23 protein-coding genes, 1 tRNA gene and 1 other RNA gene are annotated in these 25,948 nt (G+C 70.2%); 14 read left to right on the forward strand and 11 right to left on the reverse strand.

Features of this window, described 5'->3' with window-relative positions; translation table 11 throughout:
- Window positions 1-265: 265 nt before the first annotated feature.
- Both INP57_RS01665 and INP57_RS01670 read right to left on the reverse strand, forming a co-directional pair.
- Window positions 266-1,459, reverse strand: a complete 1,194-nt coding sequence (locus INP57_RS01665; protein WP_200068194.1) for a lipase family protein — start codon at window positions 1,457-1,459, stop codon at window positions 266-268.
- A gap of 66 nt (window positions 1,460-1,525) precedes the next feature.
- A complete protein-coding gene (locus INP57_RS01670) occupies window positions 1,526-3,106 on the reverse strand; it encodes a GMC oxidoreductase (RefSeq protein ID WP_200068195.1) in 1,581 nt (526 codons plus the stop codon).
- A gap of 201 nt (window positions 3,107-3,307) precedes the next feature.
- Here INP57_RS01670 and INP57_RS01675 point away from each other — a divergent pair, with 201 nt between their 5' ends.
- Both INP57_RS01675 and INP57_RS01680 read left to right on the forward strand, forming a co-directional pair.
- The gene (locus tag INP57_RS01675) at window positions 3,308-3,862 is read left to right on the forward strand and encodes a TetR/AcrR family transcriptional regulator (RefSeq protein WP_200068196.1); all 555 of its coding nucleotides are present in this window, start codon (window positions 3,308-3,310) and stop codon (window positions 3,860-3,862) included.
- 77 nt (window positions 3,863-3,939) lie between these two features.
- Window positions 3,940-4,125, forward strand: coding sequence for a hypothetical protein (locus INP57_RS01680; RefSeq protein WP_200068197.1), 186 nt, complete (start codon window positions 3,940-3,942; stop codon window positions 4,123-4,125).
- Between the two features lie 130 nt (window positions 4,126-4,255).
- Here INP57_RS01680 and INP57_RS01685 read toward each other — a convergent pair.
- Together INP57_RS01685 and INP57_RS01690 are read right to left on the reverse strand one after the other, a co-directional pair.
- Window positions 4,256-4,341: transfer RNA gene (locus INP57_RS01685), tRNA-Ser, on the reverse strand.
- 137 nt (window positions 4,342-4,478) lie between these two features.
- The gene (locus tag INP57_RS01690) at window positions 4,479-5,138 is read right to left on the reverse strand and encodes a superoxide dismutase family protein (RefSeq protein ID WP_200068198.1); all 660 of its coding nucleotides are present in this window, start codon (window positions 5,136-5,138) and stop codon (window positions 4,479-4,481) included.
- A 102-nt stretch (window positions 5,139-5,240) separates the two neighbouring features.
- On the opposite strand from INP57_RS01690, the gene ffs reads away from it, so the two are divergent.
- Together ffs and INP57_RS01700 are read left to right on the forward strand one after the other, a co-directional pair.
- Window positions 5,241-5,337, forward strand: an RNA gene (gene ffs, locus INP57_RS01695) — signal recognition particle sRNA small type.
- A gap of 68 nt (window positions 5,338-5,405) precedes the next feature.
- The gene (locus INP57_RS01700) at window positions 5,406-7,655 is read left to right on the forward strand and encodes a DNA polymerase III subunit gamma and tau (RefSeq protein ID WP_200068199.1); all 2,250 of its coding nucleotides are present in this window, start codon (window positions 5,406-5,408) and stop codon (window positions 7,653-7,655) included.
- A gap of 12 nt (window positions 7,656-7,667) precedes the next feature.
- Here INP57_RS01700 and INP57_RS01705 read toward each other — a convergent pair whose 3' ends face one another.
- Window positions 7,668-9,479, reverse strand: coding sequence for an alpha/beta hydrolase family protein (locus tag INP57_RS01705; RefSeq protein ID WP_200068200.1), 1,812 nt, complete (start codon window positions 9,477-9,479; stop codon window positions 7,668-7,670).
- A 299-nt stretch (window positions 9,480-9,778) separates the two neighbouring features.
- Between INP57_RS01705 and INP57_RS01710 the strand changes: the two genes are divergently transcribed.
- Complete coding sequence (locus tag INP57_RS01710) at window positions 9,779-10,096, forward strand: YbaB/EbfC family nucleoid-associated protein (RefSeq protein WP_233626592.1); 318 nt, start codon at window positions 9,779-9,781, stop codon at window positions 10,094-10,096.
- Between the two features lie 12 nt (window positions 10,097-10,108).
- The gene (gene recR, locus INP57_RS01715) at window positions 10,109-10,705 is read left to right on the forward strand and encodes a recombination mediator RecR (protein WP_200068202.1); all 597 of its coding nucleotides are present in this window, start codon (window positions 10,109-10,111) and stop codon (window positions 10,703-10,705) included.
- Between the two features lie 97 nt (window positions 10,706-10,802).
- On the opposite strand, the gene INP57_RS01720 is transcribed toward recR, so the two are convergent.
- A complete protein-coding gene (locus INP57_RS01720) occupies window positions 10,803-12,407 on the reverse strand; it encodes a hypothetical protein (RefSeq protein ID WP_200068203.1) in 1,605 nt (534 codons plus the stop codon).
- A gap of 836 nt (window positions 12,408-13,243) precedes the next feature.
- Complete coding sequence (locus INP57_RS01730) at window positions 13,244-13,477, reverse strand: HC3 family zinc finger protein (protein WP_200068205.1); 234 nt, start codon at window positions 13,475-13,477, stop codon at window positions 13,244-13,246.
- Between the two features lie 257 nt (window positions 13,478-13,734).
- Between INP57_RS01730 and INP57_RS01735 the strand changes: the two genes are divergently transcribed.
- On the forward strand, window positions 13,735-14,598 hold the full coding sequence (locus tag INP57_RS01735) for a helix-turn-helix domain-containing protein (RefSeq protein ID WP_200068206.1): 864 nt from the start codon (window positions 13,735-13,737) through the stop codon (window positions 14,596-14,598).
- A complete protein-coding gene (locus INP57_RS01740; RefSeq protein WP_200068207.1) occupies window positions 14,595-14,798 on the forward strand; it encodes a DUF397 domain-containing protein in 204 nt (67 codons plus the stop codon). Before INP57_RS01735 ends, INP57_RS01740 begins: the two co-directional genes overlap by 4 nt.
- Window positions 14,799-14,866: 68 nt before the next feature.
- On the opposite strand, the gene leuA is transcribed toward INP57_RS01740, so the two are convergent.
- Window positions 14,867-16,654 (reverse strand): 2-isopropylmalate synthase, encoded by a 1,788-nt coding sequence (gene leuA / locus INP57_RS01745; protein WP_200068208.1) that lies wholly within the window; start codon window positions 16,652-16,654, stop codon window positions 14,867-14,869.
- Window positions 16,655-16,822: 168 nt separating this feature from the next.
- Between leuA and INP57_RS01750 the strand changes: the two genes are divergently transcribed.
- From INP57_RS01750 to INP57_RS01765, 4 genes are all read left to right on the forward strand, one after another.
- Window positions 16,823-17,185 carry a hypothetical protein gene (locus tag INP57_RS01750; RefSeq protein WP_233626593.1) on the forward strand — a complete coding sequence of 121 codons (363 nt, stop codon included), beginning with the start codon at window positions 16,823-16,825 and terminating at the stop codon, window positions 17,183-17,185.
- 174 nt (window positions 17,186-17,359) lie between these two features.
- On the forward strand, window positions 17,360-17,746 hold the full coding sequence (locus tag INP57_RS01755) for a hypothetical protein (RefSeq protein WP_200068209.1): 387 nt from the start codon (window positions 17,360-17,362) through the stop codon (window positions 17,744-17,746).
- Window positions 17,747-17,883: 137 nt separating this feature from the next.
- Complete coding sequence (locus INP57_RS01760; protein WP_307849850.1) at window positions 17,884-19,773, forward strand: FUSC family protein; 1,890 nt, start codon at window positions 17,884-17,886, stop codon at window positions 19,771-19,773.
- A 146-nt stretch (window positions 19,774-19,919) separates the two neighbouring features.
- On the forward strand, window positions 19,920-20,078 hold the full coding sequence (locus INP57_RS01765; protein WP_200068211.1) for a hypothetical protein: 159 nt from the start codon (window positions 19,920-19,922) through the stop codon (window positions 20,076-20,078).
- Between the two features lie 144 nt (window positions 20,079-20,222).
- On the opposite strand, the gene INP57_RS01770 is transcribed toward INP57_RS01765, so the two are convergent.
- Genes INP57_RS01770 through INP57_RS01780 form a run of 3 tightly spaced genes read right to left on the reverse strand, consistent with a single transcriptional unit; the run spans window position 20,223 to window position 23,237 of the window.
- Window positions 20,223-21,344 (reverse strand): aminotransferase class V-fold PLP-dependent enzyme, encoded by a 1,122-nt coding sequence (locus tag INP57_RS01770; protein WP_233626594.1) that lies wholly within the window; start codon window positions 21,342-21,344, stop codon window positions 20,223-20,225.
- A gap of 41 nt (window positions 21,345-21,385) precedes the next feature.
- Complete coding sequence (locus INP57_RS01775) at window positions 21,386-21,979, reverse strand: nitroreductase family protein (protein ID WP_200068212.1); 594 nt, start codon at window positions 21,977-21,979, stop codon at window positions 21,386-21,388.
- A gap of 16 nt (window positions 21,980-21,995) precedes the next feature.
- Window positions 21,996-23,237: a mannosyltransferase family protein gene (locus INP57_RS01780; protein WP_233626595.1), complete on the reverse strand. Its 1,242-nt coding sequence runs from the start codon at window positions 23,235-23,237 to the stop codon at window positions 21,996-21,998.
- Window positions 23,238-23,545: 308 nt separating this feature from the next.
- Here INP57_RS01780 and INP57_RS01785 point away from each other — a divergent pair, with 308 nt between their 5' ends.
- Both INP57_RS01785 and INP57_RS01790 read left to right on the forward strand, forming a co-directional pair.
- Window positions 23,546-24,811: an aspartate kinase gene (locus tag INP57_RS01785; RefSeq protein ID WP_200068213.1), complete on the forward strand. Its 1,266-nt coding sequence runs from the start codon at window positions 23,546-23,548 to the stop codon at window positions 24,809-24,811.
- Entirely contained in the window at window positions 24,811-25,863 is a 1,053-nt protein-coding gene (locus INP57_RS01790; protein WP_200068214.1) for an aspartate-semialdehyde dehydrogenase, read from the forward strand. Before INP57_RS01785 ends, INP57_RS01790 begins: the two co-directional genes overlap by 1 nt.
- Window positions 25,864-25,948 lie beyond the last annotated feature (85 nt).

A 25,948-nucleotide genomic window follows, 5' to 3' on the forward strand; every position in this document is an offset into this window, starting at 1 on the left:
GAGTACGCCCACTGCTGAAGCGGCTAGGTACCAGCTTCGCTGTGCGGCTGGATCAGCACGGCGTGTGCCGGTTCGGGCAGCGAGGCTGAGCACCAATAGCAGCACTGCGAGTCCTGCGGTGACGTACAGCATGGCGGGTATCCCTCTCGCATAGGTCAGCACGCACGGTGCCACAGCGAATGATGGTGCCGAAGGGATGTCGTAGGCAGTGCAGCGCACGAGCCGGTCCCCGCAGTGCGCGGGGACCGGCTTCGGTATGCAGGGGTCAGCAGTCGTTGGGTGCGGGTTCGCCCTCGAAGCGGTCGGCGAGGTAGTCGACCACGCTGCCCGCCGCGGTGATCATGGTGCTGACGTGCTCGCCCGGGAACGTCTTCCAGGAGACCTCGGAGCCCGCCCGGCAGTACTGGTCGCGCAAATCCGCCGCCTGGTCCAGCGGGATGAGTTCGTCGGCGTTGCCGTGGAACAGGTAGACCGGCGCTTGCGGCCGGGCGGAGCCGAGCTTGTTCTGCTCCAGCCGGGCTTGCCAGCGGGGATCCGCCAGCGGGTTGCTGGTCGTGAAGTCGCTGATGCGCTGGAAGGCGTGGCCGAACACCGCATCCACGCAGGCGCCCTGCTCGGACTCGTACGTCTCGCGGCCCTTGTCGTTGAGGAACGACTGGAGATCGAGTTCGGGGTAGGCGCTGTCCAGGCCGAAGGCGGACATCAGCAGGAAACCGAAACCGACGTTGCCGTCGAGCTGCCGGGACACCGCTTGGAGGTCGGCGGGCACGCCGCCGCCGGTGACGCCGACGACGTTCATCTCGGGTGCGTACTCCGGTGCGAGCTCACCCGCCCATGCCGCACCGCCGCCGCCCTGCGAGTAGCCGGAGAACGCCACCGGCGAGTCGGAGCTCAGTCCGGTCGCGGGCAGGCGGGTGGCGGCGCGCGCGGCGTCGATCACGGTGCGGCCTTCGGACCGGCCGACGACGTAGGTGTGCCCGCCGGGAGTTCCGAGCCCTTCGTAGTCGGTGATCGCCACCGCCCAGCCGCGTTGCAGCATCGGTTCGACCAGCGGCCGCTCGTAGTCCGGTTGGAACTTCGACGGGGCGCAACTGTCGCCGACGCCGCGCGTCCCGCTCGCCAGCGACACGATCGGCCGCGGTTCGTCCGGATTCTGCGGAACATCCGGTACAAGAATTCTCCCGGACACGGCTATCGGCTCGCCGGTGGCGGACTCCGAGCGGTACAGCACCAGGTAGGTCCGGACGTTGAATTGCCGGGGCAGTTCCTGCCAGCGGATCACATCGCCGCTGACGCCTTCCGGTAGCGGATTCGGCGGTGTGTAGAAGGTGTCGTCCGGCTTGCCCGGCGGGCGCTGTTCCGGTGCGGCGATCGCTGTCGCGGAAGGCGCTGACAACAGCAGTGCGACGGCTGCGATGAGCACGCGCCAGGCGCGCAATGGGCGGAGGTTGCGCTGCATTGGAACTCCTCGTTGAGCTGCGCACGCCGTCGTGCGCGACCAATTCGAATCAGCGTTTCCGGGGCGTCAGAACACCACGTCCACGTCGTTGGCGATCAGTTCGTCCGTGGCGCGCTCGGCGAGCGCGGCGATGGTCATCGAGGGGTTGCACGCCGCGCTGTTGCCCGGCATCAGCGCGCCGTCCAGCACGTAGAGCCCGCGGTGGCCCTGGACGCGGCCGGCGAGGTCGCAGACCGTGCCCATCGAAGCCCCGCCCAGCGGGTGCCAGGTGTTGGGCACCAGCGAGGTCGTGTCGAGCCGCACGGCGCCGCGGCCCGCGACTCGGGAAACCCGTTCGTCGATGTGCTCCGCCAGCTCGGCGTCGGGGTTGCCGGGCCACTGCAGCACCGCGTCGTCCTTGGCGGAGTCGTAGACGAACTCGCCGCGCCCCTGGCTCACGCCGTAGCCGACGAGCATCGTGGTGCGCAGGTCCGGCAGCGGCGGCAGCGAAGCCTGGATGACCGTGTTCGCCCGCGCGGGGTCGTCCCATTCCAAGCTGCCGTAGACGACCGGACCGCCTTGGGGCGCGCCGAAATCGTCCGCGAAGTTCGTCCAGGTGTAGATGCGGTCGCCGTTGGAGCCCCAGTTCGTGCCCAGGCCGTCCGGCATGTCCGGGATCTGGTCCTTCGCAGCCGAGCGCATCAGCAACCTGGTCGTCCCGGCCGTTCCGGCCGCCATCACCAGCGCCTTCGTCGTGATGATCTTCTTTTCCAGCACGGTTCCGTCGGTGTGGATCCGGTCGACGTGGACCTCCCAGCCGCCGTCTTTGCGCATAACCACGTCGGTGACGTTGTGCTGCGTCGCGACGGTGACCCGGCCGGTCGCTTCCGCCTCGGCGAGGTAGGTGACGTCGATCGAGTTCTTCCCGCCGTTGTTCACGCCGAACGCGCAGTCGCCGTTGGTGTAGGACGGCTTCATCTCGCCGCGCAGCTCGCGCAGCGCGTAGTCCCAGTCGATCGGCATCGGGATCTTCGAGAGCGGATAGCCGGCCTGCTCGACGTTGCGGGCGAACACCCGCGAGGCCTTGTAGGTCTTGCTGTTGAGCAGTTCGTCCGGCGCGGTCTGCAGCCGCAGCATCTTGGCCACCCGCGGGTAGTGGATCCGGTCCATGCGGGCGTAATCGAGCTGTTCGGGGAAGTTGGCGTTGAACACCTCAGCGGTGGGCTGCAGAGTCATCCCCTGGTACACCAGGGAACCGCCACCGACGCCCGCGGCGCACATGATGTCCATCCCGTTGCCCGGCACCTGCTCCAGCAGCCCGGTGTAGGGCTTGAGCGGCAGCACCGGAACCCCGAACAGCGACGGCGTCGAACCGAGCCAGGACATCCGCTCGTCCGGCGAGGTCGGGCGCGGGAACGTCTCCGCGTTCGGCCCGCTCGGCCAGCGGATCCCGCGCTCCAGCACCAGCACCGGCACCCCGGCCTGGGCGAAGCGCAGCGCTGTCACGCCGCCGCCGAAACCGGATCCGATGACCACGACGCGTTGCTCCTCGCGCGTCACCGGGATCCGGCGGGCGGGCCCGGCCAGCGCCGTCGGACCACCGACGACGGACAGCCCGGTGGCGGCCGCAGCGCCGGCGAGCACGGAACGTCGGCTCAGTGCAGGCATAGTCGCTCCTCGCGCGGTGAGCCGGCCGCCGCACGCGAGGATCGGCGGGAGAACTCTGCTGACCCTGATCACTGCGGGACGCCGGCTGATCACTGTCGGGGCGGGAGTGTATGGAGCTGAACCGAGAGAAAGAACGGGTCGCTGATCTCACTACGCGCGAGTAACATCGGGCTTCGTGTGGCAACAGCGAGGTCGCCGGCTGTGAGGTCCCGGCGCACCGATGCCCGCCGCAACCGGCAGGCCATCCTGCGGGTCGCCGACGCGGCGTTCGCGCAGGGCACCGAGGTGGTTCCGCTCGCGGAGATCGCGCGCCGCGCCGGTCTCGGGCGGGCCACCGTCTACCGGCACTTCCCCGACCGGCAAGCGCTCGGCGCGGCCGTCGCAGCGCAGCAGATCGGGATGTTGCGCAGGGTCGCCGACGCGGACGGCGAAGAGGTCGACTTCCGCTGCTTGATGCACCTGGTGCTGGCCGACCAGATCGCGCGGCGCCCGCTGGTGCAGCTGTTCCGCGAGCTGTCCTCCCGTGATCAGCGCCGCTACGTCGACTCGCTGATCGGCGCGCTCACTCCGGCGTTCCGGCGGGCGCAGGCGGACGGTCAGATCCGCGCCGACCTCGAACCGGCCGATCTGGTGCTGGTCTTCGAAATGGTCGAAGCCGCGCTGACCTCGCCGTTCTCCGAGGCGGACCGGGGTGCGGCCGCCGAACGGCTGCTGCCCGCGATCCTCGACGGGCTCTGCGTCCGATCGGCCTCCTGACGGGCTCCGTCGAAAGGTGGCCGCCGAACGAGTGGCGGGGGTTCAGGGACCGGGGTCGCCGGGTCGAAGGTGGGGACATGCGGATCGCTGGGCGGGAGTACCTCGTGATCGTCGAACGGGACGATCAGGACGGTTTCAACGCGCGGGTGGCGGGACTGCCGGGAGTGGCGGCCGCGGCCGCCGCGTACGACGAGTGCGTCTCGCGGGTGCGTGCCGAGGTCGAGGAATACTTGGCCGGACTCGGCTTGCGCGGACCGGACTAGGCACCGCTCGGTACCGGCGGGACCGGTCAGGAACGCCGACGTTCGCGTAGAGGGATCAACTGGGCCCCGAACTGAGACCCGCAACGAAAGAGGGCCGGGCACCTGTACTGTGCCCGGCCCTTTCGACCTGCGGAGGATACGGGATTCGAACCCGTGAGGGCTGTTAACCCAACACGATTTCCAATCGTGCGCCTTAGGCCGCTCGGCCAATCCTCCGCACGGAAGTGTACGTGAGCGGTCGCGTCGTTCGGCGCAGGGGGCTCGGCGGCACCGGCGGAACGGATCGCAACCGGTCACGCGGCAAACGGGGCTCCTGCACGGCCGGCCGGTTCGCGACCGACCGGCCCGCCGGCTCAGGACTCGATGTTCAGGCAGGCCGACCTTCCACCGGCCTTGCCCGCCTCGCCGGGCCCGGTGGAGGTCTGCTGCGCCTCGTGCACGATGATCGACTTCGGGGCGCGTTCGGTGAAGCCGAACGGGACCTGCGTGGTCGCCTCGCCGGATCCTTGCGCGTCGGTGCCCAGGTCGAGCCAGATCTCGTTCTGCGGGTTGGCGAAGGCCGGGTCGGTCGACGGTTTCTGCGGCGAGGCCGCCGGGTCCTGCCGGTTCTGGAAGTGCGGCCCCGCCGCGTCGCCGGTCGGCCCGCACGGGTTGACGTGCGCGTGCACCGCGTAACCGCGGTTCGGCTGGAAACCGTCCACCTTGAAGTTCACGGTCGTGGCTTCCGGCGAGCCGTGGACCTGCGTCTCGACGTGCGCGCCGACCGGAGCGGCCGCCGGGTCGTAGGTGAACGCGTTGCCCTGCCCGCCGGGTTCGGCCAGCGTCCCGCTGAACGAGCCGGACTGCGCGTGCGCGCCCGGGGTCTCGGGCTGCGGAGGCGGGGGAGTGCCGGGGCCCGGCGGCTGCTGCGAAGGCTGCCCGGGCGGGGTGCAGGCGGTCAGGGCGAGCGCGACGGCGGCGCCGCCGGTCACCAGCAGGCGGCGGCCGAGGCGCGATGAGATCCGCGGAGTCATGGCGATGATGATGCCCGAAAACGACTTATCCGGCGATAACCGGCACGCTCGATGATCCGGACGGGTGGGGTTCGGATGCCGCGCGGCGGGGGTTACACTATCTGCGGGACTCCGTGCGGCGTCCATCCTGTGAACTCCCCCAGGGCCGAGAGGCAGCAAGGGTAAGCGGGCTCTGGCGGGTGCACGGGGTCCCGCCTACTTTCTCCCCGGCCGCGGCGGACCTCGCCCGGATCCGGATCGTCAGTGGCACCGCGTAGGGTCTCGACCGTGGCGCTCGCCCTTTACCGCAAGTACCGTCCGGCGACCTTCGCTGAGGTCGTCGGGCAGGAGCACGTCACCGAGCCGCTGCGGACCGCGCTGGGCGCGCAGCGGATCAACCACGCCTACCTGTTCTCCGGGCCGCGCGGCTGCGGCAAGACCTCCAGCGCCCGGATCCTGGCGCGCTCGCTGAACTGCGCGCAGGGCCCGACGCCGGACCCGTGCGGCGAGTGCGACTCGTGCGTGGCGCTGGCCCCGGAGGGCGGCGGCAGCGTCGACGTGATCGAGCTCGACGCGGCCAGCCACGGCGGCGTCGACGACACCCGCGAGCTGCGGGACCGCGCGTTCTTCGCGCCCGCGCAGTCCCGTTACCGCATCTTCGTCATCGACGAGGCCCACATGGTCACCACGCAGGGCTTCAACGCCCTGCTCAAGATCGTGGAGGAGCCGCCGGAGCACCTCATCTTCGTGTTCGCCACGACCGAACCGGACAAGGTGCTGACCACCATCCGCTCCCGAACGCACCACTACCCGTTCCGGCTGATGCCGCCCGGGGTGATGCGGGAGCTGCTGGAGACGATCTGCGGCGACGAGGGCGTGCGGGTCGAGCCCGCGGTGTATCCGCTGGTGATCCGGGCCGGTGGGGGTTCCGCGCGGGACACCCTCAGCGTGCTGGACCAGCTGCTGGCCGGGGCGGGCGACGAGGGCGTCACCTACGACCGCGCGGTCGCGCTGCTCGGCGTCACCGACGTGGCGCTGATCGACGACATGGTCGACGCGCTCGCGGCCGAGGACGGTGCGGCCGTTTACGGCACGGTGGACCGGCTGGTGGAGGCCGGGCACGATCCGCGGCGGTTCGCCTCCGACCTGCTGGACCGGCTGCGCGATCTGGTGCTGCTGCACGCGGTGCCGGACGCGGCGCAGCGGGGGCTGCTGGACACCGCGGGCGACGAGCTCACCAAGATGCAGAGCCAGGCCGAGCAGCTCGGCGCGGCCACGCTGTCCCGGTTCGCGGAGATCGTGCACACCGGGCTGCAGGACATGCGCGGTGCCACCGCGCCGCGGCTGCTGCTGGAGCTGCTCTGCGCGCGGATGATGCTGCCGACCGTGTCCGAGTCGGAAGGCGCGCTGCTGCAACGGATCGAGCAGGTCGAGCGGCGGATGACGCTGGGGCCGCCCGCGGAGGGCGCTGCCGCGGAGGATTCGCGGCGGGTTTACCAGCGGCCCAGCGAGCGGCAGGACAACGCGCAGGAAGCGGGTTCCGAGCAGGCCGGGAGCGGGCCGGAGAAGCAGGCCGCGCAAGCTGCTGCTCCGGCAGCGCCCGCGGGGACGCCGGATTCCGCGGGCAAGCGGCCGCAGGAGAGTTCGGTGCCCAGGGCGGCTCCGCCGCCGGAAGAGCCGGTGCACTCCGATCCGCCGGAGGCCGCGGTGGCTCAGCCGGAGCAGGCGCAGGCGAACCAGGCCCAGCCGACTCAGGACCAGCCGAGCCAGTCTCAGCCGAGCCAGCCCCAGTCGAGCGGGTTCGACGCGGTCAAGGTCCGCCAGGTGTGGACGGCGCTGCTGCAGGCCGTGGCCAAGCGCAACCGGCCGACGCAGGCGTTGCTGCTCAACGCCATCGTGCAGGACTTCTCCGACGGCACGCTGGTGCTGTCGATGCCCACGTCCGGCCTGGTCAAGCAGTTCGCCCAGCAGCACCGGATCGAGTTCGTGCGGGACGCGATGCGCGAGGTGCTCGGTCCCGACGGCGAGTACGAGGTGCAGTGCGTGGAGGCCGGTGAAGCCGGTCAGCAGGCATCCGCGCAGCAGCGGCAGTCGCAGCAGCGACCGGCTCCGCAGCGGCAGCAGACCCAGCGTCCCGAGCAGCAGCGCCCCGAGCAGCAGCGTCCTGAGCAGCAGCGCAGCGGTGGTCAGCCGCCGAGCGAGGGCCAGAACGGCCGGCGCGGCCCGAACCCGGACCAGGGCAAGCAGGACCAGCGCGGCGGGACCGCGCAGGCGAGCGGGCAGCGCAGCGGCGGACGCGCCAGGTCGTCCTCGGACGACATCCCGCCGCCGCCGGAACCGCCGCCGGACGACGAGCCCCCTCCGGAAGAGCCCGCACCGCCGCCTCCTCCGCAGCCGCCGGAAGAGGAGGACGAAGAATCCATGATCGCCGGCTCGTCGCCCGCCTCGGCGGCCGATGCCGCGCCGAAGCGGAACCGGGAGGCGGAAGCCGTCGAGCTGTTCACCGCCGAACTCGGCGCGCGCCGCATCGACGACTGAGGCCGCCGGGGCTCAGCCCAGGTGCCTGCGCAGGAACTCCATCGCCCGCGGGTAGGCGTCCAGCCGGTTGCCGCGCTTGGCGAGCCCGTGCCCTTCGTCGTCGTAGACGAGCAGATCGCACTCCAGTCCCTTGTCGCGCACCGCGGCCGCGACCTGCTCGGCTTCCGACAGCGGCACCCGCGGATCGTTCGCCCCGTGGATCACGAACAGCGGCGCCGAGATCTCGTCGACGTGCGTCAACGGTGAGGCCTCGCGCAGGAAGTCCGCGTCCGCGGCCAGCGAACCGTACTCGCGCTCCCGGTGCGCCCGCCGGTACGGCGAGGTGTTCTCCAGGAACGTCAGCAGCGAGGAGATCCCGACGATGTCCACTCCGGCGGCCCACCGCTGCGGCTGGAACGCCAGCCCGGCCAGCACCATGTACCCGCCGTAGGAACCGCCCCACAGCGCGGCCCGCGCCGGGTCCAGCCCGAGCGTGCCCAGCCAGTCGTGCACGGCGGCCAGGTCGCGCACCGAAACCAGCCGTTCCCGCGCGTCGTCGGCGCTGTACCAGCGCTTCCCGTAGCCGGTGGAGCCGCGCACGTTCGGCACCAGCACGGTGTGGCCCTGCGCGGCCAGCGCCTGCGCGATCGGGCTGAACGTGCGCACCGACTGGCCTTCCGGCCCGCCGTGGATGATCAGCACCGAGGAACCGGTGGGCTCCGGCGGCGAGTAGGCGAAGCACGGCACCCGCTCGTCGTCCGGTGTCGGCACCCGGTGCGCGGTGGGCGTGACCAGCCGTTCGCCCGCCAGCGGACCGGCCGATTCGGTCAGCTTGTGCACGGTGCCTTCGGCGATGTCGATCATCAGCACGTCGCCGGGCAGGTCCGGGGCGCTGAACGAGAGGACCGCCAGCCGCGAGTTCGGCGACCACACCGGCGACGGCAGCGGGAAGGTGCACCACCCGTCGGAGGGCAGCCGCAGCTGTTGGCGCAGCTCGCCGGTCGCGGCGTCGTGCAGGCTGAGCCGGGACGTCCCGTCGTCGTTGGTGTGCACCAGCAGCGTCCGACCGTCCGGCGAGAGCCAGCCGATCAGGTCGTGCTCGTCGGAGGTGACCAGCCACGTCAGCTTCCCGGTGCGCGGGTGGATCCGGGCGACGCCGGTGTGGTCCCGGTCCGCGTTCGTGCTCACGACCAGGCCGGAGTCGTCGGGCATCCACCGCAGGTGGGTGCAGCGGGCGTGCCGGTCGGCACCGGTGACCGCGCGGACCTGGTCGCCTTCGGTGGCGGGCATGGTGTTGACCCGCACGATCTGGTCGGACATCGGCTTGTTGCCGGGCAGCGTCAAGGCCAGGTACTGGCTGTCCGGGGTGGCGACGACTTCCTGCACCATGCCGCCGCGGTCGTAGACGACCTGCTCCGCGCCGGTGAGCGCGCTGCGGATCACCACGTCGAAGTCGACGCCGTTGCGGCGGTTGGTGGAGTACACGAGCCGGCCGGGCAGCACGTCGAGCAGCCGGTGCACGTACCGCGAGTCGCGCACCAGCGGCTGCAGTTCGCCGAGTTCGGCCGGCTTGGTGCGGCGCCGGTCCAGCCGCAGCAGCGACAGCTGGCCGCGTTCGTTGCCGCCGGTGTCGTGCTGGATCACCGCGGCCCGCTCACCGGGCAGGTAGCGGCCGCTGACGGCGCCGGAAAGGGCGGTGATCGGGACGTTCTTGCCGAGCGGGGACAGCTCGACGAGCTGGGTCGAGCCGGATTCGTCGGATCCGGCGAGCACCCGGCCCGCGTCGTCCACGTCGAACGCCCGCCAGCTCGTCAGTCCCAGCAACCTTGCCAAGTCCACCGCCATGCCGCTCACCTTGTCACGCACTATGCGTGCTGTGGCGCACCGGTTCCGCTGCTGATCGAAGTGCCGCGAATGCTGGGTTCGTCCGATGCGCCTGGAGCGGCCCGCCAGCGGCCGGGTGATCGCGGCGGCGGATCTGCGGGAGTGGTTGCGCGGCCTCCGCGCGGGTCACGACTACCCTTGCGGATGTGCCCGGCAAGGGCGCGCGCCCGCGTTGGGGTCGGCTCGACCGGCGGACCCAGCGGCGAGACGAGAACAGCTCTGGGAGGACCACAGTGCAACCGGGTGGCGAGCAGCCGAACATGCAGCAGATCATGGAACAGGCGCAGCAGATGCAGCAGCAGCTGATGACCGCGCAGCAGGAACTCGCCGACGCGGAAGCCACCGGCACCGCGGGCGGCGGCCTGGTCTCGGCGGTGGTCAGCGGTACCGGCGAGCTCAAGTCGATGACCATCGACCCGAAGGCCGCCGACCCCGAGGACACCGAAACGCTCGCGGACCTGGTGGTCGCGGCGGTGCGGGACGCGAACAACGCCGCGCAGCAGCTGCAGGCGGACAAGATGGGGCCGGTCACCGGCGCGCTGGGCGGCCAGGGCGGGCTCGGCCTGCCCGGCATGTGACGAGGGAGCGCGGTGTACGAGGGTCCGGTCCAGGACTTGATCGACGAGCTCGGCAGGCTGCCGGGCGTCGGTCCGAAAAGCGCGCAGCGCATCGCCTTCCACTTGCTCGCGGCGGAACCTGCGGACGTGACGCGGCTGGAGGAGGCCCTGCAGAAGGTCAAGGAGGGCGTGGTCTTCTGCGAGGTCTGCGGCAACGTCGCCGAGCAGGAGCGCTGCCGGATCTGCCAGGACGCCCGGCGTGATCCGACCTTGGTGTGCGTGGTGGAGGAACCCAAGGACGTGCTCGCGGTGGAACGCACCCGCGAGTTCAAGGGCCGCTACCACGTGCTGGGCGGCGCGCTGGACCCGTTGTCCGGGGTCGGCCCCGACCAGTTGCGGGTGCGCCAGCTGCTGGCCCGCATCGGGCAGGACGAGATCACCGAGGTGATCATCGCGACGGACCCGAACACCGAGGGGGAGGCCACGGCGACGTACCTGGTGCGGATGCTGCGGGACTTCCCCGGGCTGAACGTGACGCGGCTGGCTTCCGGCCTGCCGATGGGCGGCGACCTGGAATTCGCCGACGAACTGACGCTCGGCCGCGCACTGTCCGGCCGGCGTTCGATGTGAGGCTCGCGCGGACGGGCCATCGTGCGCGGTGGCCCGCCGTTCACCGGGCCGCAGCAGTGCGTTGGTTCTCGCTGATCCGCGGCCGTGCGAAACCAGTTCAGCGCGGTGCGTGCTGCTGCGCCCAGCGGGCGATGGCGGCGACTTCGTCGGCGTGCGCGGGCAGCGTGTCGTCGGCGATGCCCACGACCGGGATGTGCCCGGCGCGTTCGACGTCGGGCGGGCGCGGCACGAAACCTTTCTCGTGCACCCCGGTGCTTCCGCGGCCCGGGGAGCCTTGCGCGAGGTGCCCGGTGGTGCGCGCGTAGCGGGTGAGCACCTGCGGCAGTCGCAGGTCGCGGTCGACTCCGAACCACTGCTGGCTGAGCGGGAAGATCCCGGACAGCGCGTCCCACCAGCCTTCCGCGGCCAGCAGCAGGCCCGGGTGCCTGCGCCGCAGCTCGTCGGCGAGGCGCCGGTAGCCGTCCACGAGTTCGTGCCGCGGGTCGTTGAACCAGTAGCCGACGGTGTCGAAGAACGCCGCGTCCACGCCGAACTCGGACACGACGGCGGAGACGGATTCCACCAGGTGCTCCCGGAATCCCGGTTCGCCGGGGTTGAGGAACACCTGATCACCTTCGCCGCTGCGGTCGGAGTCCCAGTCCGGCCGGTTCAGCAGTTCCACGTAGCGATCGGTGTCGTTGCGGAACACCGCGCGCTCCCAGTCCGGGTATTGCGCGACGTTCGCGCCGTGCCCGCCGAACATCGGCATCAGCCGGACTCCGAGCTCGCGCGCCGTGCCCGCTAACGCGTGCAGGCCGGCCGCGCCGCCGAGGTCTTCGCCCGGCCGGTAGCTCGGGTAGTCGTGGTAGTAGCGGCCTTCCCATCCGGGCAGGTAGGCGAGCACCCGGTGTCCGTCGATGTGCCGGGTGATGAACCGCAGCGCTTCGGCCATCGCGGGGAAGGTGTTGAACACGTACCCGGTCCAGTGCTGGCCGTGCAGCGTGACCACAAGTGCGATGTCGCGCAGCCACTCCGGCACGTCGGTTCGCTGTTCCCAGGGCACCAGCCGATGCGTTCGGTCCACAAAGGACATGTGGTCCGCGAGGTCGGTTTCGGGCGCGGAAACGTTGCTGCGCAACAGGATCGGCGGAACCTGGTAGGTCGTCGTGCGGTTCGAGGCCGGTGCGACGTGCACCAGCTCGGCGATCGGCGCCGAAGCGTAGGCGGGCTGGTGTACGTGCAGGATCTGCCGCCGCACCAGCGGATCCCGCACGCTGAGCGTCAGATCTCCGGCGGCCACCCAAGGTGTCGCCCAGTCCGGCCCGGGATATTCGAGCTGGAACCGCTGCCCGTCGACCCCGTGCACCTGCCCGCGCGGGGTGTTCGCCGCCCACCAGCCGCCGCGCGTGCTCGCGGGCAGCCCGGTCAGCAGGAGCTTTACCGCCTTCACCGGTTCCGGGTGGCGCACGTTGATCGACCACTCCAGGTGGTCGCCGGTGCGGCGGAGTTCGATGTCCGCGCCACCTTCGCTGGTCCGCTGCTGCCCGAGCAGCGCGAGCCGGTCGCAACGCACTCCACCGTCGTGCGGCTGCGCGCTCGCGGCGTCGAGGCCGTAACCGTTGCCGGTGGTGAAGATCTGCACCGCCCAGCGCAGGTCGGTGCCGGGCACTGGGAAGTAGGGGTCGCGGGGGTCGAAGCTCAGGTCCGAGTCGATCAGCGCCACGAGCCCTCCTGGATCAGGTGGTGTCGGTGTGCCCGGTGGCCTCGTCCAGCAGGGCGGCGAAGTCGTCGGCCTCGTCCGCGTCGAAGATCACCGTGTCTCCCGGCGGCAGCACGACGGCCACTCGATCGCCCATGACCAGCACCGATACGGTGCGATTCTCGCCGCCGGAGTCGCGGCAGGGAATCCGCCATCGGAGGTCATCGGTCGGTTCGCCGTTCGGCCACATGTCGTCCTGTCCACTTCGGGCTGTGCGGTCTGGATGACTGAACCGCGTGTACCGCCCGGCTTCAAGTGGCGTCGACCGATCGAGTGGTGAATCGTGATCAACTTCGCTCGGGAGCTTCCCGTGAGCGGGGAAAGCGGCCGGCCCCGACGAGTCCGCTGACCCACCGGCCGCCCTCCCGATCATCCCCAGGGGTAAGCCAGATCACCGCAACCTTCAGCGGCTCTCACTATTTTGGGGGCGCTGGACTAGCTTTCACTACCTCCTTTAGTCGAGTCGTTGCGCCGAACGTGATAACGCCGACTCCGCCGCCGGATCAGATCGTCGCGACCCGCTCACCGCAGGTGACGATTTGTTTTCTGAAGAAACGGTTGCGAGTGCACCTATTCGCCTGTGCTGCGCCTTCCTTCCGGATGCGCTGCAAGGCCCGATCGGCCCTCGCTTTTTCGGCAGTCGGAGCAAATGCGCCGCGCGACGTCGTCCGCCGGGGCGTCGAGCCTGCGATGCACCGGCCCGTAGAGCCGATGGCCGCACGCCGCGACCGGCGCCCCGCCGCCGGATGTGATCCGGTGCCAGGTCGCGCTGTAGACGCTGCTCATCCAGCCCTGCGCGGTCATCCGAACATCGGTTTCGGCGCGGCTGCGTATTCCTCGGCGAGTCGCCGCGTTTCCGGCGCGCATTCCGGGCAGGTGGGCCACAGCCATCCGCACTCCGAGTTATCCGCGCAAATTTGCACCCCGCATAAAGTTTCCACGGAAATCCCGGTCGGATACCCGCCACCCGGTCGCGTATCGAGCGTGGCGTGCCGCTGCCCAGCGGCCGGAACCCAGTGAAACGGATACGGCATCGAAACCGCCTTTCGGAAAGTGCGGGGCCGGTGAGCCGATGCCGGGGGATGCTCACCGACCCCGCGAACCGCTGCGCGCCAGGCCGGGGAGGGAAAGGCCGTCGCCGCAAGCGGTCGTTTTCTGGTCCATGGACCGTTCGGTCCGTGGACCAAATTAAGCCAGTGTTGCCGATCTAGCCGCAATGCCCTGATCGAGTGGATCAATCCTGGTCATGGGGTCGCAAAGGTGAAGCCGTCTCGACTCTTAAGATTCGTGCATGGCCAAGATCCCCGGTGGCGGCCCGCGAGCCCGCGCGGTCGGCTACGAGCTGCGCAAGAAGCGCGAACAAGATCGAGTCACGACCAGGGCGCTGGCGGCACGCCTGGAGATCGCCAAAACACGACTGCTGCGCTACGAAAGCGGCGAGATTCTGCCGTCGTTGGAAGAGATCGCGCGCTACCTCGGCAAGCTCTCCGTCTCCCGCAGCGAGACCGAACGCATCCTGGAACAAGCTCGCGAAGCGCACAGCGCCGCCGACGACAGCACGCTGAGCACCTACGGCAGGGGTATCCACCAAGAACTCGCCACGCTGGCCGAGTTCGAGAGCACTGCCGCCAACATCGTCGAAGTCGCCCCGCTGGTGATCCCCGGCCTGTTGCAGACCCGCGAATACGCGAACGCGGTGCTGGACGGTCAGGGCGAGGAGGAGAAGGAGAACAAGCTCGCGGTTCGGTTGCAGCGACAGGAAATCCTGAACCGGTCCCGGCCACCTCAGCTGACGGTCATCGTCGGTGAGTTCGCGCTGCGCGAGCCGATCGGCGGCGTCGAGGTTCTTCGCGCCCAGCTGGACCAGCTGATCAGTGCCGCGGAGCGCGAACGTATCTCGGTCCGGGTACTCGAGTCCGGCTCCGAGGTCTTGCACGCGGGGCATCTCGGCGAGTTCATGTTGTTCGACTACGACGACAAGGCTCGGCCGTTGGTGCATGTCGAGGGCTACTTCACTGCGTCTTCGACCAGCAACGCGAAGGTCATCGCGACCTACCAGGGCGCTGTTGACGACCTGCTGAACAGGGCTCTGGGCCGTGATGAGTCAGTACAGTTCATCAAGGCACTGCACAACGAATCGGGGTCGTTGAGATGACTGCGTTAGATGCACTGACATCCGGCTGGAGGAAGTCCAGCCACTCGGGACCGCACACCGCCTGCGTCGAAGTCGCGCCCACCGCCACGGGGACCGCGGTCCGCGACTCGAAGTTCCCGGCCTCGGGCCACTTTGCCGTCGACCGTCCACAGTGGTCCGATTTCCTCGGGGCGATCAAGCGCGGCGACTTCGACCGCTGACCGGCCCAGCCGGACCGGCGGGAGTCGCGCCCGCGCAGGGGAACGCGGGCGCGAACTCCGCTGGACGGTCAGCGGTTGGCGCGGTTGATCGCGGAGACGACTGCGCGCAGGGACGCCGTGACCGTGGAGGTGTCGATGCCGGCGCCCCAGAAGATCTCGTCGCCGACCGCGCACTCCAGGTAGGAGGCGGCGCGGGCGTCGTCGCCCGCGGTGAGCGCGTGCTCGTTGTAGTCCATGACGCGCACGTCGTAGCCGATGGTGCTCAGCGCGTCGACGAACGCGGCGATCGGCCCGTTGCCGGAGCCGGTGATCTCCTGCTCGGTGCCGTCCACGACGACCTTCGCGGTGATGGACTCGTTGCCCTCCCCGCCGGTGAAGGAGCGGCTGACCAGCTCCAGCGGCGTCCGCGGCTGCAAGTACTCCTCGGAGAAGACCTGCCACATCACCTCGGGGCTGACCTCGCCGCCCTCGGAGTCGGTGCGGGCCTGCACCAGCTTGGCGAACTCGATCTGCAGCTTGCGCGGCAGGTCGAGCTGGTGCTCGCTCTTCATCACGTAGGCCACGCCGCCCTTGCCGGACTGCGAGTTGACCCGGATCACGGCCTCGTAGCTGCGGCCGACGTCCTTGGGGTCGATCGGCAGGTACGGGACCTCCCAGCGGTGCTCGGCCAGCTCGACGCCTGCCCGGTCGGCCTCCACCTGCAGCGCGTCCAAGCCCTTGTTGATCGCGTCCTGGTGGCTGCCGGAGAACGCGGTGTAGACGAGCTCACCGCCCCACGGGTGCCGCTCGTGCACCGGCAGCTGGTTGCAGTGCTCCACGGTCCGCTTGATGTGGTCGATGTCCGAGAAGTCGATCTGCGGGTCGACGCCCTGGCTGAACATGTTCATGCCCAGCGCGACCAGGTCCACGTTGCCGGTGCGCTCGCCGTTGCCGAACAGGCAGCCCTCGATGCGGTCCGCGCCCGCCTGGTAGCCCAGCTCCGCGGCGGCGATGCCGGTGCCGCGGTCGTTGTGCGGGTGCAGCGAGAGGATCACCGAGTCGCGCCGGGACAGGTTGCGGTGCATCCACTCGATCGAGTCCGCGTAGACGTTCGGCGTGGCCATCTCCACCGTCGCGGGCAGGTTCAGGATCACCGGTTTCTCCGGCGTCGGCTGCAAGATCTCGGTGACCGCGTCGCACACCTCGACGGCGTAGGACAGCTCGGTGCCGGTGTAGGACTCCGGCGAGTACTGGAACCGGAAGTCGGTGTCGGGGTACTTGCCCGCGTACTCCAGCGCCAGCTCCGCGGCCGTCGTGGCGATCTTCTTGATGCCCTCGCGTTCCTCCCGGAACACCACGCGGCGCTGCAGGATCGACGTCGAGTTGTAGAAGTGCACGACCGCGCGCGGCGCTCCCTCCAACGCGGCGAAAGTGCGCTCGATCAGCTCCGGGCGGCACTGCGTGAGCACCTGGATTCGCACGTCGTCCGGGATGGCGCCGTCCTCGATGATCTCCCGGACGAAGTCGTAGTCGGTCTGGCTGGCCGCCGGGAATCCGACCTCGATCTCCTTGTAGCCCATCTGCACCAGCAGCTCGAACATCCGGCGCTTGCGGGCGGGCGACATCGGGTCGATCAGCGCCTGGTTGCCGTCGCGCAGGTCCACCGCGCACCACAGCGGGGCGCGGGTGATGCGGTTGTCCGGCCAGGTGCGGTCCGGTACCGATACGTCCTCGACCAGCTCGTGGAACGGCCGGTAGCGGTGGAACGGCATCGAGCTGCCCTGCTGCGGGTTCCACGGTGCCTGGTCGGCCGGGGCGGTCCGGGAAGGTTTGCGGACATCGCCGGTGAAGGGGGCCTGCGGCTCTTGCGAAGTCATCTGCTCGTCTCCTGCTGGTTGGCGGCTGAGCCTGGCGACCGGCAGGTTGCTACCCCGCGACGAGGGGCCGGTCTGTCAGACCCCGTCGCGGCGGCGAAGCAGGAGAACGCGAGCCACGACGGCCAGGTTAACCGCGAGGTCCGCCCGCGATGCAACCAGGTATCCCACATGTTGAGCGAACCGCTGCGCAGCGCGGCGCTGCGGCGATCGGGGGATCGGGGGCTGGCGGCGGCGGGCAGACTGAAGATCATGGCTGCGAAGAAGAAGGGATCCGGGATCGGCACGCTGATCACCGGTGTGGGATTCGTGTTCGCCGTGATCTTGGTGCTGCACATCATCTCGGTGCTGTTCAAGATCCCCGCCGAGAACGGGTTCATCGACTCGGTGCACCAAGCCGCCGAGCCGCTCGCGCTGTTCTTCCCGGGGCTGGTGCAAACCGGGAACTCGCAGCTGCAGGTGCTGGTCGACTACGGCCTCGCCGCCGGGTTCTGGGTCCTCGTGACCAGCCTGCTGGCCCGCGCTTTCGGCTGAGCGCCGAATGCGGCCGACGATGCTTCACGAACGATTCGGCCGATGGGGCGCAGAGCTTCCCTGCGCGGGGCAACCTCGAGGCTTCCCGAGCGACTGGGTCCGGGCCCGCGTGCTGCGGGCCCGGCCGCCTACCGGTTGGTAGCTTTCTGTGTGGCCGCGTGCCACACTTCCGGCATGTCGGAGAACGTCGGTGGAGTGACCACCGGTGATCAGGACGGCGACCGGCCCAACGGAGGGCGACGACGGCTGCGGCAGTCGTACGACTGGGCGAAGGCTCGGGCGCGCGTCGTCGGTGTGCTGTCCGCAGTGGCCCGCTGGGTCGGGACGCTGATCGCGCTGCTGCTGGTGCTGCGAGTCGTGTTCACCCTCGGTGGTGCCAACCCGGACAACGGCATCACGCGGTTCATCACGGAATGGTCCGATCCGCTCGCGCTCGGATTCTCCGACCTGTTCACGCCGGCCGATCCGCAGCTCGCGGTATTGGTGAACTACGGGATCGCCGCGCTGTTCTGGCTGTTCATCACGTCCATCGCGGTGCGGATCATCAACGCCTTCGCTTGACCCCAACCGGTGATGTGACGCACCGCAACGTGTGACGCTTGCACATCGCAGTTCTGCTTGCCACGCAGCGGCGTGACAATGCACGAACCCAGCCGCTCGGCGTGGAGCGCGCCAGTCCCACCAGGGAAGGGATGTGCGTGACACAGAGCGATGCGATTCCCACCGCGACCCGGAATTCCCGCGCGCCGCTGCCCGCGTGGCTGATCCGGATGCTGCGTCCCGCGCCGCTGCCGCTGGACTGGACCCGGATCGTCGCGGCCGCCGTCGGCATCGGCGGGCCCGCGGTGGTCGGCATCGCGGTGCAGCGGATGGAGCCGGCCGTGCTGGTGTCGGTCGGGGCGTTGTGCGTCAGCTTCTCGGACCTCACCGGTTCCTACCGATATCGCACGAAGCGGGTCGGGCTGACCGTGCTCACCGGCGGTTTCGGGTTCGCAGCGGGGGTGCTCGCGCCGGGGCCGGTGTGGTCGGCGGTCGTGGTGGTCGCGGTGTCGATCCCGTCGGTGCTCTCCAGCCGGGTCAACGACCTGTGCGCGGCGGCGGGCGCGCAGATGCTGACGTTCTGCGTGGTGGCGACCGGCCACGTCTCGACGGGGATGCCCCCGAACGAGCAGATCGCCTGGTTCGTCACCGGTGAGTTGCTGCTGCTGGCGATGGTCGCGGCCACCTGGCCGTTCCGGCGCACCGCGCCCGCGCGCGCCGCGGTCGCGCGGGTCTTCGACGCGCTGCTGCGGTTGTTCGACGCGGCGGGCACCGGCGCCGCGATCGGCGCGCGGCAGAACCTCACGAAAGCGCTCAACGGAGCGCACGACATCCTGCTCGGCGGCGCATCGGTTTCCCGCAGCCGGGTGCACGACCGGCTGTACGTGATCCTGGCCCGGGCGACGCCGGTGGTCGAGGCGTCGGTCGCGCTGGCGCACTCGGGGAGCAGGCCGTCCGGCGAGGCGCTCGCGGCGCTGCGCAGCATCGCCTCGTGCGTCCGAAGTGGACAAGCGTTGCCGCGGTACCGCCCGGCGCCGAGTGGTTCGGTGGTGGAACACGCGCTGGACCAGGGCATCGCCGACCTCATCGATGCGTGGCTGCGCGTGAAGAGCGCCGACGAGCCGGTGTTCCAGGAACGGCTCGGCCCGCGTGAACACTTCCGGCTCTGGCGCAGCAACATCAGCATCGGGCGCACCGGGTGGCTGCTGGCGGTGCGGATGGTGCTGTGCCTGGCCGTCGCCGAAGGCGTCGGGCTGGCGCTGAACTTCGAGCAGTCCTACTGGATCGCGATGACCGTCGCGCTGGTGCTCAAACCGAACTCCGGCTCGGTGTTCGCCCGCACCGTGCTGCGCGGATTCGGCACCGTGGTGGGAGTTCTGATCGCCAGCGTGCTGCTGGCCGTCATACCCGCCGGGTGGCCGCTGGCGGTGATCACGGTGCTGCTCGCTGCGTTCGTGCCGGAAGCGCTCAGCAGGCACTACGGGATGTTCACCATGGTCGTGACGATCGTGGTGCTGGTGCAGATGCACCAGAGCGAGCTGTTCATGGACCAGCTGCCGGTCGTGCGGCTGGTGGACTCGCTGCTCGGCTGCGGGATCGTGCTGCTCATCGGCTATCTCATGTGGCCGCCGGGGCGCAGCCCAGCGCTGGCGGGCAGGCTCGCGGACGCGGTGGAGACGGTCTCGGAGTACGTGTCGCGGGCACTCGCCGGCCGCGAGCAGGGCCGCTCGACGCTGCGGCGGCGCACCTACCGCGAACTGTCGGACCTGCGCGCGACGCTGCAGCAACAACTCATGGAACCGGCTTCCATCGGGCGTAACGCCGAAGTGTGGTGGCCGTCGATCATCCTGCTGGAACGCCTCGTGGACGCCGCGACCGGGCGTGCGCTGCTGATCGAACGCGGCGATGACGACCTGCGGCTCGAACACACCCAGCGTTTGGTATCCACAATGCGCACCGCTGCCCGACAACTCCGGATTCAGCCGGATGCGCCCGCGCACACCCTGCGGAATCGGCTCACGGACGTCTACACCGAGGTAGTTTCCTGAACCGCGCCGAATCCCGAAGCGTCCACAGTGGAACGCGAATGCGGGGTTTCCCTACAAGCCGGTTCTGCGCGGGACGGCTTGGCCGGGCCCGCAGTAGGTTGTTGATCAACGCGGAACGACCGCGAGGAATAGAGCGAGGAGAAATCATGCGGCTCAAGAGTCTTACCCGTAGTGCAGTGGTGCTGGTGGCGGGCGCCGTGCTCGGCCTCAGCGGTGCCGGGATCGCTACGGCGGACGGGAGCCGTCCAGGCGACTACTACCCCATTGTTGAGGCTCCGCAGCACCCGTCGCAGTCGCAGCAGTAGCCTCTGCTGACGGTGGCTTTCCCGGTGCACAAAGCTCGGACGCATCGTCAAGCGCGAGTCCGACGGTGCAGCCGCACTTTCCGCCGCCTGGCCAGGTGAATGCCGGTAGGTCTTACGGGGTCGCCCGGTGCCCGGGCCAGTCAGCTAAGCAGGCAGTTGCCGGACGATCTCGTGGAAGTGGGCCGCGGCCTCGCTGACATCGGTGTAGCGCAGCCACAGCGGGGCGAAGCCGAACCGCAGCTTGCACGGTTCGGGGACGTCGACGACCACGCCACGGCCGAGCAGTGCCTGCGCCACCTGGTGCGCGTGCCGGTGCCGCACGCAGACGTGCGGTCCGCGGCGGAGCCCTTCCGGGATCGGCACCGGATCCGCACCGGGCGCATCGGCCAGGCAGCGCAGGAAGAACTCGGCCAATCCGGCCGCTTTCGCCTCCAACGCGGCGGGTGCGGCACCGGTGAGCGCGGAAAGACCGGAACGCAGCTCCGAGAGCGCCAGCGTCGACGGTGCGCCGGGGAACGCGTCAGCGCCTGCCGCCTCTTCGTGCCTGTCCCGCGCGAGGTACGAGAACCCCGGCGCGCCGGAGCCGCCGCCGAGGTAGCGGTGGCCGCAGCCGATCGCGAAGTCGGCGCCCCACGAGCCCAGGTCGATCAGCATCGCGCCCGCCGAATGGCTCAGGTCCCACAGCGTCAGCGCGCCGTGCCGGTGCGCCAGCTCGGTGATCGCGGTCGCGTCCCGGACCGCCCCCGATTCCGGGTCGACGTGCGACAGCGCCAGCACCGCCACCCGTTCGTCGAGCAGCTCCGGCAGGTCGTGCAGCTCGTCGAACAGCCGCAGCTCGCAGCCGGCGATGTCGGCGGCCGAACGGGCCAAGTAGTGGTCGGTGGCGAAGCAAAACTTGCCGACTGCCAGCACCGGTCTGCCCGGCCGCATCCCGGCAGCCCGCAGCAGTGCGCTGAACAGGTTCATCGAGGCGGATTCGGCGACGGCCACCTCCGATGGCAGCGCGCCGATCAGCGGTGCGATGCTCGCGGCGGCCAGCCGGGCCTGCTTGCGGCGGCCGCCGTCGGTTCCCGCGCGGTGATCCCAGCGGTGCTCGACGAACTCGCGCAGCTTCGCCGGAGTGGACCGGGTGCGCGGGCCGCTGCTGCCGTCCAATCGGATCCTCGTGGCGGGCAAGCCGTAGCGGGAGCGCAGCGGGGCCAGCTCGTCGGCGCGGTCGAGCGCCTCGGCGGCAGCTCTCGTGCTCGTCCACACGAGTGAAGTCATACCGCATTGATCGACGCTGCGTCACCGCTTCGGCGCGGATTTCAGTACCGGGGGCTTCCCCAACCGTCCGTGAAAACCAGCTCTGCCAAGGGTTTCCGGGTGCGCGGCGCCTGCTCCTTCTGCTGCAGCCGGTCCGGCAGCTCGTCCGCGTTGCCCGGCGCGCCCACCGCGATCGCGACCATCGGCTCGAAATCGCCGGGTACCGCGAACTCGGCCCGCGCGGCTTCGCGGTCGAAACCGGCCATCTGGTGCGCCACCAAGCCTTCCGCGACCGCTTGCAGCACCAGGTTCTCGCTGGCCAGACCCAAGCCGTACGCGGCGTACGGCAGCGGCTCGCCGTCGTCGGCGACGGTCTGCGCGAGACCGATCGCCAGCGCTGCGGCCGAAGCCGCCCAGCCCCGGTTACCGCGCGAGAGGGTGCCGTGGATCCGGTCGAACGTCGGCTCGCCCCGGCGTCCGGCCAGGTAGCGGGCCGGTTGGGTGTTGCCCCAGGACGGCGCCCAGCGCGCGGCTTCGAACAGCGCGGTGAACTGCGCTTCGGCCAGCTCGAAAGCCGGATCCAGCGCTCGCGGGCTCCACCGGGAGGCCAGCAACGGGTGCAGCGGAACCGAGGTCACCGCGTCCTTCTCGCCCATCGGAATCCTCCTGCGGTCAGATCGCGTACGGCCACGCCGTGAGTGAGTAAGCGCCGAACCACGCACCGAAGCACACGATCAGCGCGGCCGAGCACACCGCGGTCGTGCGGCGGCGGTGCGCCAAGCCCATCGCGACCGGGATCAGCAGCGGGAACGCGGGAAGCATCAACCGGACCTTGGAGTACATCAGGCCGTCCGAGCCCAAGTCCATCGCCAGCACCGCGAACGCGAACAGCACCAGCGGCCACGGCAACCGGTTCCGCACGCACAGCACCATCAGCACCAGCGCGGCCAGCACGATCCAGACGGTGAACGTCTCCAGCACCGACTTGTCCTGCGACAACGCTTCCAGGGCGAACTTGCCGGTCGCCCAGCCGCCGTCGAACGCCGACGACCAGCCGCGCTGCTGCAGCTTGAAGTAGCCGTCCAGCGAGCCGGTCTGCAACGCCACCCAGCCCACGTAAGCCGCCAGCCCGGCCGGCGCGAGCAGCACCGCCAGCCACGGCCGCCACGAGTCCCGGCGCTGGAAGATCGCCACCAGCGCGGCCAGCCCGACCACGCCGATCAGCGCGGCAGCGGTAGGCCGCACCAGCCCGGACGCCGCGCAGCACAACCCGGCCAGCGTCCAGTTCCGCTCCAGCACGCCGACCAGCGCCCACACCGAAAGCGCGCAGAACAGCGCCTCCGAGTAGGCCATCGACAGGGTCACCGCCATCGGCGACGCGGCGAACAGCACCACCAGCAGCAGCCCCACGCCGTGCGAGCCGCTCACCAGGCGCCCGATCCGGACCAGTCCGTAAGCGGCGGCGATGCCGGTCAACAAGCTCACCGCGATGGCCGCGCCCTGCACGCCCACGCCGGGCAGCAGGTCGAGCAGCTGCACCAGCACCGGGTAGCCGGGGAAGAACGCCAGCGGCGTCTCGGGGGAGCGGTGCCCGTAACCGTCGACCATGCCCGGGTCGACGCCGCCGTAGCCGTGCGCGGCGATCTCCAGGTACCACTCGCCGTCCCAGGACGAGAGGTTGTCCAGCAGCGACTCGCTGTTGGCCGCGGACATCAGCGCGAGCACCAGCAGCCCGAACAGGCGGATTGCGAGGTAAACCACACCGGGTGCCAGGAAGGACCAGCGGCCGCCGGGGTGCGACAACTTCTCCAGAGCCTGCGCCCACCGGCCCGATACCCGCTGTTGCCGCTGGGTACGTGCCGCTTCCCCGGTCGGCGAGGGATCCGGCCCGACCGCTTCGGGAGTGGTGGACAACCCGCTCCTCCGCCCTTGTCGACAAACCGGTTCGCCAGGCTAGTAGCCGGTCCGGGAGGTGGGGCCGGACGGTGCTGGTTCGGTAGGCTGGTGCAGCAGCGGAGCGACCCGTGAGCGGCCGCCCGACCGGACCGGTCGAAGCTGCTTCTCGCTGGTCGCGGGGCTCCCCGGTACGTCGCCGTCGGCGGCGGCACCGCGCTGGTGCTCTTCGTCCACCGGCGTCAGTGCGGGGGGCCACCCCGTGCCCGGGACGACCGCTTCCTGCGGGCACCCACACCCGAGGAACGGCGCGAGGAGGTTTGTTTCACGTGGCGCTCGTCGTCCAGAAGTACGGCGGTTCCTCGCTGGAAAGTGCCGACCGGATCAAACGGGTCGCCGAACGCATCGTGGAGACCCGCAAAGCGGGCAACGACGTGGTCGTCGTGTGCTCGGCGATGGGCGACACCACCGACGAAATGCTGGACCTGGCTCAGCAGGTCAACCCCGCCCCGCCGGAGCGGGAGCTGGACATGCTGCTCACCGCGGGGGAGCGGATCTCCAACGCGCTCGTGGCGATGGCCGTCGAGGCGCTCGGCGTCGAGGCGCGCTCGTTCTCCGGCTCGCAGGCCGGGGTGATCACCACCGCGGCGCACCAGAACGCGCGGATCATCGACGTCACGCCGGGGCGCGTGCAGGAAGCCCTCGCCGAGGGCCAAGTGGTGCTGGTGGCCGGTTTCCAGGGCGTCGCCCAGGACACCAAGGACATCACCACGCTCGGCCGGGGCGGTTCGGACACCACCGCCGTCGCGGTCGCCGCGGCGATGAAGGCCGACGTCTGCGAGATCTACACCGACGTGGACGGCGTCTACACCGCGGACCCGCGGATCGCTCCCGACGCCAAGCAGCTGGAGCGCGTGACCTACGAGGAGATGCTGGAGCTGGCCGCGACCGGCGCGAAGGTGCTGCACCTGCGCGCGGTCGAGTACGCCCGCCGCTACGGCGTCCCGCTGCACGTCCGCTCGTCGTACTCACCCAAGCCCGGAACGATCGTTTCCGGCTCAGTGGAGGACCTTTCCGTGGAACAGGCGATGATCACCGGCGTGGCGCACGACCGGTCGGAGGCCAAGGTCACCGTGCGCGGTGTACCGGACAACCGGGGCGTCGCGGGCAAGATCTTCCGCGCGGTCGCCGACGCCGAGATCGACATCGACATGGTGCTGCAGAACGTTTCCGGCACCAGCTCCGGGCGCACCGACGTCACGTTCACCGTGTCCAGGGACAACGGCCCGGAGGCGGTCGCCGAGCTGGAGAAGATCTCCGCCGCGGTGGGCTTCGAGGAGGTCGTCTACGACGACAACGTCGGCAAGGTCTCGCTGGTGGGAGCCGGGATGCGCTCGCACCCCGGGGTCACCGCGACGTTCTGCGAGGCGCTGTCCGACGCGGGTGTGAACATCGAGATCATCAACACCTCGGAGATCCGGATCTCGGTGCTGGTCCGGGACACCCAGCTGGCGGACGCGGTCAGCGCGCTGCACGCCGCGTTCGAGCTCGGTGGCGAGGAAGAGGCAGTCGTGTACGCGGGGAGTGGTCGCTGATGGCCCCCACCGTTGCGATCGTCGGCGCCACCGGCGCCGTCGGCAGCGTCATGATCGACATCATCAACCAGCGCGAGTCGGTGCCGTGGGACGAGGTCCGGCTGATCGCCTCGGCCCGCTCCGCGGGCAAGAAGATCACCGTGCGCGGGCGGGAGACCACAGTGGTCGAACTCGCCCCGGAAGCGTTCGACGGCGTGGACATCGTGCTGTTCGACGTGCCGGACGAGATCTCCGCGCAGTGGGCGCCGATCGCGGCCGAGCGCGGTGCCATCGCGGTGGACAACTCCGGCGCGTTCCGGATGGACCCCGAGGTTCCGCTGGTGGTGCCCGAGGTCAACCCGGAGAAGGTGCACGAGCGCCCGCGCGGCATCATCGCCAACCCGAACTGCACGACGCTGTCGATGATGGCTGCGCTCGGTGCGCTGCACCGCGAGTTCGGGCTGCGCGAGCTGGTCGTTTCCTCGTACCAGGCGGCGTCCGGTGCCGGGCAGGAAGGCGTCGACCGGCTCTACGACGAGATCGCGGCCATCGCGGGCAAGCAGCTCGGCGTGCGGGCCGGCGACGTGGCCGAGGCGCTGATCGCGGCCGGGCTGCCGGAGGAGACGCCGTTCAAGGCTCCGCTGGCGCTGAACGTGGTGCCGTGGGCGGGCTCGGCCAAGGGCGACGGGTGGACCTCCGAGGAGCTCAAGGTCCGCAACGAGTCCCGCAAGATCCTCGGCATCCCGGAGCTGAAGGTCTCCGCGACCTGCGTGCGGGTGCCGGTGGTGACCACGCACGCGCTGGCGGTGCACGCGGTGTTCGAGCGCGAGGTCACCGTGCCGGAGGCGCACCGGGTGTTCGAGTCGCAGCCGTCGATCGTGCTGCAGGACGACCCGGACGAGCTGGACTTCCCCACTCCGGCCGGGGTCGTCGGCGCCGATCCGACCTACGTCGGGCGGGTGCGGCAGGCGCTGGACTTCCCGAGCACGCTGGAGTTCTTCGTCTGCGGTGACAACCTGCGCAAGGGCGCGGCGCTGAACACCTACGAGATCGCGGAGACGCTGGTGCGGTGATCCCGGCGCGGGTCCGGTGGGGCGCCTTCCTCCTGGTGCGGAGGGAGGCGCCCTTCTATTGTCTGCGGCAGGGATCGCGCGAGTC

It is taken from the genome of Saccharopolyspora galaxeae (assembly GCF_016526145.1).
GTDB lineage: Bacteria > Actinomycetota > Actinomycetes > Mycobacteriales > Pseudonocardiaceae > Saccharopolyspora_C > Saccharopolyspora_C galaxeae.